11 protein-coding genes are annotated in these 11,297 nt (G+C 71.6%); 4 read left to right on the forward strand and 7 right to left on the reverse strand.

All coding sequences use genetic code 11. From position 1 onward, the window contains the following. Positions 1 to 276 precede the first annotated feature (276 nt). Positions 277 to 1,515 carry an alanine--tRNA ligase-related protein gene (locus AC13HU_RS20470; protein WP_483043356.1) on the forward strand — a complete coding sequence of 413 codons (1,239 nt, stop codon included), beginning with the start codon at positions 277 to 279 and terminating at the stop codon, positions 1,513 to 1,515. A 117-nt stretch (positions 1,516 to 1,632) separates the two neighbouring features. Here the strand turns inward: AC13HU_RS20470 and AC13HU_RS20475 are convergent, their stop codons facing one another. Beyond that, complete coding sequence (locus AC13HU_RS20475; RefSeq protein ID WP_483043357.1) at positions 1,633 to 2,148, reverse strand: peptidylprolyl isomerase; 516 nt, start codon at positions 2,146 to 2,148, stop codon at positions 1,633 to 1,635. A 171-nt stretch (positions 2,149 to 2,319) separates the two neighbouring features. Between AC13HU_RS20475 and AC13HU_RS20480 the strand changes: the two genes are divergently transcribed. Continuing rightward, positions 2,320 to 3,969: an MFS transporter gene (locus tag AC13HU_RS20480; RefSeq protein WP_483043358.1), complete on the forward strand. Its 1,650-nt coding sequence runs from the start codon at positions 2,320 to 2,322 to the stop codon at positions 3,967 to 3,969. Between the two features lie 43 nt (positions 3,970 to 4,012). On the opposite strand, the gene AC13HU_RS20485 is transcribed toward AC13HU_RS20480, so the two are convergent. Continuing rightward, positions 4,013 to 4,735 (reverse strand): N-acyl homoserine lactonase family protein, encoded by a 723-nt coding sequence (locus AC13HU_RS20485; protein WP_483043359.1) that lies wholly within the window; start codon positions 4,733 to 4,735, stop codon positions 4,013 to 4,015. 198 nt (positions 4,736 to 4,933) lie between these two features. Between AC13HU_RS20485 and AC13HU_RS20490 the strand changes: the two genes are divergently transcribed. Then, a complete protein-coding gene (locus tag AC13HU_RS20490; RefSeq protein WP_483043360.1) occupies positions 4,934 to 5,506 on the forward strand; it encodes a class I SAM-dependent methyltransferase in 573 nt (190 codons plus the stop codon). Here AC13HU_RS20490 and AC13HU_RS20495 read toward each other — a convergent pair. The 5 genes from AC13HU_RS20495 to AC13HU_RS20515 all read right to left on the reverse strand — a co-directional run bounded on the left by AC13HU_RS20495 (position 5,439) and on the right by AC13HU_RS20515 (position 10,560). Then, positions 5,439 to 5,918 (reverse strand): hydrolase, encoded by a 480-nt coding sequence (locus AC13HU_RS20495; protein WP_483043361.1) that lies wholly within the window; start codon positions 5,916 to 5,918, stop codon positions 5,439 to 5,441. The genes AC13HU_RS20490 and AC13HU_RS20495 overlap by 68 nt on opposite strands. Before the next feature lie 57 nt (positions 5,919 to 5,975). After that, complete coding sequence (locus AC13HU_RS20500) at positions 5,976 to 7,112, reverse strand: glycoside hydrolase family 3 N-terminal domain-containing protein (protein ID WP_483043362.1); 1,137 nt, start codon at positions 7,110 to 7,112, stop codon at positions 5,976 to 5,978. A 325-nt stretch (positions 7,113 to 7,437) separates the two neighbouring features. After that, positions 7,438 to 8,274: a carbohydrate ABC transporter permease gene (locus AC13HU_RS20505; RefSeq protein ID WP_483043363.1), complete on the reverse strand. Its 837-nt coding sequence runs from the start codon at positions 8,272 to 8,274 to the stop codon at positions 7,438 to 7,440. Further along, a complete protein-coding gene (locus AC13HU_RS20510) occupies positions 8,271 to 9,206 on the reverse strand; it encodes a carbohydrate ABC transporter permease (protein ID WP_483043364.1) in 936 nt (311 codons plus the stop codon). The genes AC13HU_RS20505 and AC13HU_RS20510 overlap by 4 nt, the downstream gene beginning before the upstream one ends. Before the next feature lie 61 nt (positions 9,207 to 9,267). After that, entirely contained in the window at positions 9,268 to 10,560 is a 1,293-nt protein-coding gene (locus AC13HU_RS20515) for an extracellular solute-binding protein (RefSeq protein WP_483043365.1), read from the reverse strand. 483 nt (positions 10,561 to 11,043) lie between these two features. Between AC13HU_RS20515 and AC13HU_RS20520 the strand changes: the two genes are divergently transcribed. After that, on the forward strand, positions 11,044 to 11,297 hold a 254-nt coding region (locus AC13HU_RS20520; RefSeq protein WP_483043366.1), incomplete at its 3' end, for an anhydro-N-acetylmuramic acid kinase.

Here is an 11,297-nt window from a genome sequence, read left to right on the forward strand (position 1 = left end):
CCCCCGAACCCGCCCGGACACCCGGACCCACCCGGGGGCGGGGAAAATCGGCGGCGCCCACCGGACCCGCGCTGTTACCGTCGGAGCATGAAGGTCACGCCGCTCACCACCTCCGCGACCGCGCGAGCGACCAGCTCGCCGGTTGCCGCCGCCTGACCTCACCCCACTCCCCCGGCGACCGGAAACGGTCCGCCGGTGCGCGTGGCTCGCGCTCCTCTTCGTTCACGGCCCTCCGGCGGCCGCTTTCCGCTCGCCCGTCCCGGAAAGGCCACCGCCATGGACAGCGAGCAGACCGTCCGTACCTTCCTCGACTTCTACCGCGACCGCGGCCACCACCTGCTGCCCGGCGCCTCGCTGGTGCGCCCGCCCGGCGACCCGGTGCTCTTCACCACCTCGGGTATGCACCCGCTCACGCCGTACCTCACCGGCCGCCCGCACCCGGCCGGGGTGCGCCTGGCCGACGTGCAGCGCTGCCTGCGCACCACCGACCTGGACGAGGTCGGCGACGCCACCCACCTGACCGCCTTCCAGATGCTCGGCTCCTGGTCACTGGGCGACTACGACAGCGCCCGCAGCATCACCTGGGCCCATGAGCTGCTGGTCGACGGCTACGGCATCCCGCCGGCCCGGCTGCACGCCACCGTCTTCGACGGCGACACCGGCCACCCCGGCGACGGGCTCCGGCGGGCCCTCGGGCCCGACACCGGCGACGGGCCCGGCCCCGACACCGGCGCCGAGCGCGCCTGGCGCGAGCTGGGCGTGCCGGTGGAACGTCTCGGCCCGGACAACTGGTGGACCAACGGCCCGACCGGCCCGTGCGGCCCCGACTCGGAGATCTTCGTGTGGACCGGCGACGGCGAACCGGCCGGCACCCCCGGTACCGACCCGCGCTGGGTGGAAATCTGGAACCACGTCTCGATGCGCTGGCTGCGGCACGACGACGGCAGCCTGCACCCGCTGCCGCGCGGCAGCGTGGACACCGGCATGGGCCTGGAGCGGCTGGTGACGATCCTTCAGGGCAAGCCGTCGGTGTACGACTCCGACGTCTTCGGCGCCTGGCGCGAGGTGCTGCCCGGACTGTGGGGCGGCGACCCGGCCACGCACCGTGTCGTCGCCGACCACCTGCGCTCGGCCGCCGTGCTCGTGGCCGACGGGGTACGGCCGGCCGCCACCGGGCACGGGTACGTCCTGCGGCGGCTGGTGCGCCGGGTGCTGACGCTGCTGTGGCGCGACGACCCGGACCGTACCCTCGGCGACCTGCCGCCGGAGCCGGTCGAGGTCTCGCTGCGCCACTTCGGCCTGCCCCCGCAGGGCCCGCCGCACGGCCCCGGGGTGCGCGAGGTGCTGCTCGACGAGGAGCGGCGGTTCGCCTCCCAGCTGGAGCGGGGCCGACGGGTGCTGTCCCAGCGCCGCTTCGCCGGACCGCTCGGCGAGGACGACTACGCCTACCTGCACGACACGCACGGGCTGCCCCGCGACCTGGTCACGGCCCTGCGCGCCGAGCCCGGACGGTAGGCGGGGCGAGCAGGCAGACAGGCAGGCAGGCAGGCAGGCAGGCAGGCAGGCAGACAGAACGTACGGTGCCCCCGCCGCGGAGGTTCCGCTGCGGGGGCGCCGAATGCCCGTGCGAGGTCAGATGGACTTGGCGGCCGGGACCGTACCGGACTCGGTGATGACGACCTTCGCGCTGGGGGCGCCGCTGCGCGAGCCCTTGCCCTCGATCTGCTTGACCAGGTCCTGGCCCTCGACGACCTCGCCGAACACGACGTGCTTGCCGTCGAGCCACGACGTCACCACGGTGGTGACGAAGAACTGCGAGCCGTTGCTGTTCGGGCCCGCGTTGGCCATGGACAGCAGAAACGGGCGGTCGTGGCGCAGCTGGAAGTTCTCGTCCTCGAACTTGTTGCCGTAGATGCTCTTGCCGCCGCGGCCGTCGCCGCTGGTGAAGTCGCCGCCCTGGAGCATGAACTCCGGGATGACACGGTGGAAGGCGGAGCCCGCGTATCCGAAGCCCTGCTCGCCGGTGGCCAGCTCACGGAAGTTGCGTGCGGTCTTCGGCACGACGTCGTCGAACAGGCGGAAGACGATCCGCCCGGCAGGCGCACCGTCGATGGAGATGTCGAAGTAGACGTTGTCCTTGTTGTCCATGGGCTCCATCCTGACATCTCCGCTGCCCGACCCGGCACAGGGGGCGGCCCGAGCGCCCGCTTTCCGTCCCCTTTCGGACGATCCCGTCCGGTCTTCCGTCGCTGGCGGGACCTGTCGCCGTGGCAGAAGGTGGAGCGGAACGGTCTCCCGAGGAGCGGGTGAGGAGAGCGAATGGCGGTCACGGCCCACCGCGGCGGGCGATCGAAGAACCTCGTGCTGGCCGCGATGATCTTCGCCGTCGCGATGACCTTCATCGACCAGACGATCGTGTCGATCGCCGTCCCGGAGATCCAGAACGAGCTGAAGCTGTCCAGCACCGGCGTGCAGTGGGCGGTCAACGCGTACCTGCTGTCGCTGGCGGCGTTCTTCGCGTACGGCGGGCGGCTCGCCGACACCCTCGGGCACCGGCGGGTGGTGGTGCTGGGCGTGCTGATCTTCGCCACCTCGTCGCTGCTGTGCGGGCTCACCCCGAAGGGCGCCGTGGCGCAGACCTGGATCGTGGCGTTCCGGGTGGTGCAGGGCTTCGGCGGTGCGCTGATGTTCCCGGCCGCGCTGGGCATCGTGGTGCAGACGTTCGCGCTGCGCGAGCGCGGGAAGGCGCTGGCGCTGTTCTTCGGCATCGCGGGCGGCCTGACCGCGGTCGGCCCGATCCTCGGCGGCTGGCTGACCGAGTGGACCTGGCGGTCCATCTTCTGGGTGAACATCCCGGTCGCGGTGATCGCCCTGGTGCTGATCTCGCTGTCGAAGCCGGTCACCGAGCACCGGCCTGCCCCGATGGACTACCGCGGGCTGGCGCTGATCGTGGCCGGCATCGGGCTGAGCGTCTTCGGTTTCCAGCAGTCCCAGATCTGGCACTGGTCCAACCCGGGCATCTGGGTGTGCATCGTGGTCGGTGTGGCGCTGCTGGTGGTCTTCTACCGGCTGGAGTTGCGCACCTCCTCCCCGCTGATCCAGGTGCGGATCTTCGCCAACCGTGCCTTCGCCGTGGAGAACCTGGTGCTCGGCATCGCGATGCTGGTGTTCATCCCGTACTTCTTCTTCGCCAGCGAGTACGCGCAGATCTCGCTCGGCAAGTCCGCGTCCGGTGCCGGGCTGTACCTGCTCTACTTCTTCATCGGCTTCGTGATCGCCTCGCAGTTCGGCGGGCGGATGCTGGACCGCGGCGGTGCCAAGCGCCCGGTGGTGCTGGGCTGCGCGATCTGCGCGGTGGGTTTCTACCTGCTGGCGGGCAAGGTCACCGACCTCGATTTCGGCGACCAGGAGTGGTACATCGTGATCGCCGGCGCGGGGATGGGCCTCATGCTCACCCCGGCGAGCACCGACGCGGTCAACCGGGCCTCCCGGCTGTCCTACGGCGAGGCCACCGGCATCACCCAGACGGTACGGAACTACTCCGCGAGCCTGGGCCTGGCGGTGCTCGGCACGATCTCGGTGGCCCGCTTCGAGTCCCACCTGCGCTCCTCCCTGATCGGCCAGGGGGTGCCCGCCGCGCAGGCGAACTCCGAGGCGCACCACCTCTCCCAGGCCCACCGCTCCACCCAGGGCAACTCGTCCATCCCGCACTTCGTCCGCCTGGACTTCGCGTACTCCACCAGGACGGTCTTCTACGTGATGGCCGGGATCATGGCCGCGGCGGCGATCGCGGCGTGGCTGGGGCTACAACGCGGCGTCCAGGAGGTCGACGAGAACGAGAGCGCCGGTACGGCGACGGGCAACGGGGGTTCGGGCGGCGGGTCTTCGGGCGGCGGGGTTTCAGGCGGTACGGCGCATGGGCCGCGCAAGCCGGGTGCGGAGGGCGGCGACGGGCCGCGGTCGCCGTGAGCGGCAGGGCAGACGGGACGGACGCGCGGGCGCCCTGGGGCGGTCAGCGGATGCTGTCGCCCGCGGTGCGCCCGGGTTCCCAGACCGCGCAGTCGTGGGCGAACAGCACGCGGCGCGGGTCGAAGTCGGCGAGCCGGTCCAGCCAGGGGCGGTAGCCGGGCAACGGCGGTTGCACGCCGTCGAGTTCTGCCTGGCGGGCCAGGTGGTCGGCGGTGAAGTGCGTGGCGAAGTCATGCGCCTGGCCGGCCACGACCACGGTGCCGTCGCGCTGCTGGACCACCAGCGACTGGTGCCCCTCGGTGTGGCCGGGGGTCGGCACGATCCGCACCCCGGGCCAGACTTCGGCCTCGCCGGCGAACTCCTCGTAGGTCGCGCCGGGGAAGTCGACCAACTCGTGGAAGGTGTAGCCCTCCTGGCGGGCGGCGGCCAGTTCCGTCTCCTGCACGAGGATCGGTGTGCGGCCCAGCAGCCGGTTGCCGCCGCAGTGGTCGAAGTGCAGGTGGCAGTTGACCACCAGGTCGATGTCCGTGAGACGGACTCCCGCATCCGCGAGCGCGCTCGCCAACTCCCGCCGCCGGGGCCGGTAGTGGGCCTCGGTCTCGGGGTCGGCGGCACCGATGCCGGTGTCGAACAGCAGCAGCCCCTGCTCGTGCCGGACGAGGTACGCGAGCACGGGTTCGACCCGCGGCTGCGTGCCGCCGGTCTCGGCGGCGGGCCGGACGAAGTAGCCGAGATCGAGGCGGCGGACCGCCGTGTCGTCGCTCATCCGCCCATGATGCCGCGCGCCGTCCGCGCACCCGGGCCCGTACGCGAACAGCGAACAGCGAACCCGGCGTGCCGAACGCCCGATGACCGGTGGCCGGGGACGGTGCGGATCGCGGGCGGCGGCGGGCTGTCCTGTTGGCGGCATGGATTGGCGGGTCGCAGGCAGCAGGACGGCAGGTGTCCGGTCTACCGTCGCAGTATGCCGATGAACGCAGCGCACCGGAGACTGTGCAGTTCGCGGAAGTGGGCGCGGACCACCGAGGAGCAGATCCTGCCCTGGGCCCTGGAGGACGTCGAGTTGGGCACCGACGTGCTGGAGCTGGGGCCCGGCTACGGGGCCAACCTGCGGGTACTCGTGGAGCGCGTGCCCCGCCTGACGGCGGTCGAGATCGACGACTCCACCGCGCGGCTGCTGGAGCACGACTACGGCGAGCGGGCGCGGATCGTGCACGCCGACGCGTCCGCGATGCCGCTGCCGGACCGGGCGTTCTCCGCGGTGGTCTGCTTCACGATGCTGCACCATGTGCCGACCCCTGCGCTCCAGGACCGGATCTTCGCCGAGGCCCTGCGGGTACTGCGGCCCGGCGGGGTGTTCGCCGGCAGCGACAGCCAACCCGGCCTGCGCTTCCGGCTGTTGCACATCGGCGACACGATGAACACGCTGGTGCCCGAGCGGCTGCCGGCCCGGCTCGCCGCCGCCGGGTTCACCGACGTGGAGGTACGGCAGGACCCCCGCGGCAGCCGGGTCCGCTTCCGCGCCCGCCGGCCGTGAGGACCCGCTTGACGCCGACCAGGCACCGGTAGCGCTCGCGCGCGGCGAAGTCGGCCGGGCTCCACACGGCGGGCCGTCCGATCTCCTCGCAGAGGTGCAGGACCCGGCCGTCATCCGTCCAGACGCCGAGGTGGGCGCCGTAGGCGTCGTCCACGGCGTTGAAGAAGAGCAGGTCGAGGGGGCGGGCGACCGGGACGCGCACGGTGGCCCGTACGTCGTCCCACAGGTCGCCGGAGCGCAGCGCGGGCGGGGCGGCGCCGAAGTGGCCGAGCACGGCGTAGGCGAACAACTGGCAGTTGGCGCCCGCGGCGAGGCCGGGCCGGTCGGCCACGGCCGCCGACCCCGGGAAGCGGGCGCCGACGTAGCGGACCCGCCAGAAGGCGGCCGGCAGCCGGGACAGCATCGGTTCCACGGCGGTCACCACCTTGCCTCGTGGCGGACTCAGAAGTGGCCGCCGCGCGGCCGGGGTTCAGGACAGGGACGTGCGCAGCGCGGTGACGCGCTGGACGGCCGCGTCGAAGTCGGCGGCCGGGAGCTGGCCGCTGGTGTAGGCGTCGGCGAGGGCCTGCGCGGCGGCGTCGCCCTGGGAGGTGGCGCGGGCCGAGCACAGCAGCAGGTCCATCCCGGCGCCGGCCGCGAGCAGGGCCCGCTTCGCGGTGCTGTAGGAGGAGCTGATCGCGCCGGCCTCCAGGGCGTCGGTGACCGTCACGCCGGTGTAGCCGAGCCGGCCGCGCAGTTCCTGCTGCACGACGGCGGCGGACAGGCCCGCGGGCGCGGACGCGTCGAGGGCGGTGTAGACGGCCCAGGAGACCATGACGAGTTGGACGCCCGCGGCGATCGCGGCCTGGTACGGGACCTCGTCGACGCTCCGCAGTTTCGACAGGCTCTGGGTGAGCGTGACCGGGCCGGCGTCGGTGTCCTGCGTGGCGGTGGCGGCGCCGAGGCCGGGGAAGTGCTTGGCGGTGGCGGCGACCCCGGTGCCCTGCTGGGCGTTGATGAACGCCTCTCCGAGGCTGGAGACGGTGCTCGGGTCGTTGCTGAAGGAGCGCTGGTACTTGTCGACGAAGTTGCCGGCGGTGTAGTAGACGTCGAGCACGGGCGCGAGGTTGACGTTCATCCCGACGCCGCCGAGGTTCTGGCCGGCGCCGGTGCCGGCCTGGGTGGCGGCCGTCTGCGGCTGCGACGCCTCGCCGACCTGCTTCTCCGACAGGGTGGGCGCGCCGGGCAGCCGGCGCACCTGGCCGCCTTCCTGATCGGTCATCAGCAGCAGCGGCGCCCGCACCGGGCTGGACGCGTTGGCCTGCACCAGCTGCTTGATGACCGAGGTGATCTGGCTCTCGCTGGAGATGTTATCGCCGAAGAAGATGACGCCGGCCGCCTCGCCCGCGCTGATCGTCGTCAACAGCGCGGCGGGCACGGTGAGGCCGGGGTAGGAGTAGATGACCCGCTGGCCCGCGGTCTGACGTGCGGTCAGCGCGGCGGGGCCGACCCGGGTCCGCTCGGCGGCCGAGGCGTGCGCGGCGGTGGTGGAGGCCGCGGCCACGGCGGCGCCCGCTGCGGTCAGGACCGTACGGCGGCGGACGGGCAGGCTGTGTGATGCGTCCATGGGTGCCTCTTCCGGTGCGTCAAGGGGTGGACGTCATTGCCGCGTCCATGACACACCTCGGACCGTACGCCCTGCTCACCGCGCCGTGGAAGAGGGGCCGGCCACCGCCAATGGCCTACGCCACAGGCGCCGGTCCGGAGCTGCGGCGACGCCCTCGGCCAGGGTGAAACCTTCACCGGGCCACTTGGGGGGCGCCCGCGGGCCGTTGCCGCCGGCGCCCCCGTCCGTGCCTCGGCCTCGACCGCGTCCGTGCCTCAGCCCTTGCCCCCGTCCGTGCCTCAGCCCTTGCCTCCGTCCGTGCCTCAGCCTCAGCCGTGCCCGTGCCTCAGCCCTTGACCGCGCCCGCGGTGAGTCCGGCCGCCAGATGGCGCTGGATCAGCATGAAGAAGACCACCACCGGTGCCGAGACGATCACCGAACCGGCCATCACCGCACCGTAGTCCGTGCCCTCGCTGGTCACGAAGTGGGTCAGCCACAGCGGGACGGTGTACTTGTCGGGGCTGGCCAGCAGGAAGTAGGCGAAGAGGTACTCGTTCCAGGCCAGGATCATCGAGTAGACCGAGGTCGCGATGAGGCCGGGCAGCGTCAGCGGCAGGATGATCCGCCGGAAGGCGCCCATCCTGGTGCAGCCGTCGGTCATCGCGGCCTCCTCCAGTTCCCTCGGCACCGAGGCGATGAACCCGCGCAGCGTCCATACCGCGAACGGCAGGATGAACGCCAGGTAGGTGATCACCAGACCCGGCAGCGAGTCGGACAGCCCCACGTCGCTGAGGGTGAGGAAGACCGGGACGACCAGCGCGACATGGGGCACCATCTGCACCAGCATCACCGCGCTCAGATAGGTGCCCCGGCCGCGGAACCGGAAGCGGGCGATGGCGAGCGCGGAGCCGAAGGCGACCAGCACGGCGATCGGCACCGTGATCCCGGTGACGATCGCGCTGTTGGTGACCGCGTCCCAGAACAGCGGGTCGTTCACCACCCGCCGGAAGTGCACGAGGGTGGGCGAGTGCGGCCACAGCTGCGGCGGGTCCGCGGCCATCGCGCCGGTGGACTTGAAGGCGGTGGTCGCCATCCAGTACACCGGGAAGATCCACACCAGGATGACCAGGACACCCAGCGCGGTCCAGACGGTGGTGGCGCCGGACCTGGGGCCGCGCTTCATGAGACGTCTCCGATCTTCGCGATCTGGCGCAGGTAGACGACCATCACGCCGAGCAGCGCGACGACGGTGAGCACCGCGGTCGCCGAGGACAGCCCGTAGTCGTGCGCGCCGTACGCCTTCACGTAGGCGTAGATGCCGAGGGTGTAGTAGTCGGAGGACGGGGCGCCGTTGCGCAGGATCCAGATCTGGTTGAACACCTGGAAGTCCCAGATCACCGACAGGGTGGTCAGCATGGCCAGCAGCGGGCGCAGCACGGGCACGGTGATGTGGCGGAAGACCGCCCAGGGGCCGGCGCCGTCCATCCGCGCGGCCTCGACCAGTTCGGCCGGGATCTGGGTCAGCCCCGCGTAGAGGGTGACCGCGATGAGCGGCACGGCGCCCCACACCACGACCGCGGTCGCCACCGCGAGTCCCTGGGTGGCGTTGGTGTACCAGTTGTGCGGCTGGGTGCCCAACGCCCAGTTGACGACACCGGAGTTGTACTCCGTCAGCCACTGGAAGACCTCGGTCGAGATGAAACTGGGCACCGACCAGGCCATCACCAGCGCGAAGGTCATGCCGTGCCGGCACCAGGCCGGCACCCGCAGCATCAGCAGCGCCACCGCGAAGCCGACTCCCATGGAGAGCCCCACCATGGCGGCGGTGAGCACCACCGTGCGCAGCAGGACCGTCCAGAACTCCGAATCGCCCAGCAGCGTCGTGTAGTTGTCGAAACCGACGAAGGACGGGGCGCCCGACGCGCTGAAGATCTGCGCGACCCCCCACTTCTGCGTGGAGAGGATCACCACCTTCACCAGCGGGTAGGCGAGCACGCCGAGCAGCACCACCAGGGACGGCGCGATCAGCAGATACGGAGCGCGGTCCGCGCGCCGCCGGGTGGACGGGGCCTTCGCGGCGGACACGGGATCGCGGGGGCGGGCGAGGATTGTCATCAGGACGGTCCATCCGTGCGAGGAGGGGCCGGTCCGGCCGCGGCCCGACCGGCCGGGCCGGTCAGGAGGCGTTCAGGGTCTGCTCCATCTTCTTGCCGTACGACGTGGTCGCGTCCTGGATGCTCATCTTTCCGGTGGCGATGGCGGCGAGCATCTGCTTGATCGTCAGGTTCTTCTCGACCTGCGCCCAGTTCTTGGCGGGCGGCACGTTCCAGCTCTGTTCCAGACCGACGAAGTAGCCGGCGCGCTCAGGATCGTTGGACGTCAGGTCGAGGGTGTTGGCCAGGAAGCCGCCGGCCAGGAACTCCTTCTCCCGGGCCGTGGAGGTGTAGTCCCTGACCCACTGCTCGGCCCACTTCTGCTCCTTGCTCTTCGCGGTCACCGCGAGCACCGAACCACCCATGTACGGCGGCGCGTACGACCCCTCCTTGGTGGGACTGGGCATCGGGAAGGAGCCGACCTTGCCCTTCAGCTTCGGGTCGCCGGTGTCCTTGTTGTAGACCTGCACCAGCTGGCCGTTGGTGGAGAAGCTCATCGACGCCTTGCCGGCCACCAGCGCGGGCACGGCGCCGAGGTCGTCGCCGCTGCGGTCGCCGCGCATCCCCGCGTCCATCAACGCCTTCCAGTTCTTGAGCCCCTGGACGTCGGCCGGTGAGTTCAGGTCCGACTTCCACTTGCCGTCGGAGCCCTGGGAGGCGATCTGGCCGCCGTTGTCGTAGACGAACGGCAGCGCGCCGTAAGGGTGTTGGCCGGGCAGGAAGAACGCGGAGAAGCCCTGCTCGCCCTTGTGCTCGGCCATCAGGGTGTGCACGTCGGCCATCAACCCCTTCCAGTCCTTGGGCGGTTGGGTGATGCCGGCCGCGGCGAACAGGTCCTTGCGGTAGACGACCGCGCGGGTGCCGCCGTAGTACGGGACGCAGTAGAGCTTGCCGTTGTACGCACAGGCGTCGGCGAGGCCCTTCTGCCACCGGGCGCTGCCGTCGAAGGTCGACTTCTGCGCGGTGAGGTCGGTGAACGCGCCGGCCTGGAGGTACTGCGCGGTCTCGCTGTTGCCCAGTTCGATCACGTCCGGCACCTTGTCCGCCTGGGCCGAGGCGTCGAACTTGGTGAGGTGGTCGGCCCACGCCTGGTACTGCACCGACACCTTCACCTTGGGGAACTTCTTGTTGAAGTCGGCGGTGGCGGCGGCCACGGACTTGGGCCACAGGTTCTGGGCGTCCACCTGGAGCCAGACGGTGAGCTTGCCGGAGGCGGAGGCACTCTGGTCCTTCTGGCCGGAGCCGCCGCCCGAGCCGCAGGCGGCGGCGAGGAGCAGCGTGGCGAGTGCGGCGGTGGTTCGGAAGTGGCGTCGCATGTGCGGGGTACCTGCTCTCTGTGCTGGGCGCGGCCGACAGCCGTGCCGCCCGCGGAGCCGACGGCGGTCGCGGCGGTCCGTGCCCGGGCGGCGGACGCAGGCTGACAGCCGCACACCCCTGGCGGCAATCACGCACAGGAAAGTTCACTGTCACTGAACACGCCCATCTGAACTGCGTGTTTGCGGAACCGGACACTCTGGTGCGAGACCGCCTTGTCGGGCTACGGTGCGCCCTGGTTTCCGGCGGACCGCCGCTTCGGCCCGGCTCCCGCCGGTTCCCGCCGCGTCGGTGGCAGAACCCCGCCCGCACGGCGACCGCGCCCACGGGACACGTCCACTGCTGGTGAACTTCACTGTGCGGGAAGGGAGTTGATGCCACCTCGTGCCGTCGCCGGCCGCGAGCGGCATCGCGCGCAGCGCGCGGGCGCCACCCATCGCCCCACCCACCGCCCCATCCACGAAGACGAGTTCGGAGGACCAGCCTTGCGCGTACTGGGCATGATCAGCGGCACCTCGCACGACGCGATCGACACCGCCGTGGTGGAACTGCACATCAGGGACGGCGTGTTGGAGGCCGCGGTGGCGCACACCGGCGCCACACCCTACGACGGTGCGCTGCGCGCCCGGAACGCGCGGGCGCTGCCACCCGGGCGGGTGGGCATGGACGAGGTGTGCCGGCTCGACACGGAGATCGGCGAGGCGTTCGCCGGGGCGGCGGCGCACACGGTGGCGCAGGC

The sequence above is a fragment of the Streptomyces sp. NH27 genome, assembly GCF_056859195.1.

Excerpts from the sequence above, each read along its gene's own strand:
- AC13HU_RS20470 (WP_483043356.1), top strand. The coding sequence starts at position 277 with ATGGACAGCGAGCAGACCGTCCGTACCTTCCTCGACTTCTACCGCGAC.
- AC13HU_RS20475 (WP_483043357.1), bottom strand. The coding sequence starts at position 2,148 with ATGGACAACAAGGACAACGTCTACTTCGACATCTCCATCGACGGTGCG.
- AC13HU_RS20480 (WP_483043358.1), top strand. The coding sequence starts at position 2,320 with ATGGCGGTCACGGCCCACCGCGGCGGGCGATCGAAGAACCTCGTGCTG.
- AC13HU_RS20485 (WP_483043359.1), bottom strand. The coding sequence starts at position 4,735 with ATGAGCGACGACACGGCGGTCCGCCGCCTCGATCTCGGCTACTTCGTC.
- AC13HU_RS20490 (WP_483043360.1), top strand. The coding sequence starts at position 4,934 with ATGCCGATGAACGCAGCGCACCGGAGACTGTGCAGTTCGCGGAAGTGG.
- AC13HU_RS20500 (WP_483043362.1), bottom strand. The coding sequence starts at position 7,112 with ATGGACGCATCACACAGCCTGCCCGTCCGCCGCCGTACGGTCCTGACC.
- AC13HU_RS20505 (WP_483043363.1), bottom strand. The coding sequence starts at position 8,274 with ATGAAGCGCGGCCCCAGGTCCGGCGCCACCACCGTCTGGACCGCGCTG.
- AC13HU_RS20510 (WP_483043364.1), bottom strand. The coding sequence starts at position 9,206 with ATGACAATCCTCGCCCGCCCCCGCGATCCCGTGTCCGCCGCGAAGGCC.
- AC13HU_RS20515 (WP_483043365.1), bottom strand. The coding sequence starts at position 10,560 with ATGCGACGCCACTTCCGAACCACCGCCGCACTCGCCACGCTGCTCCTC.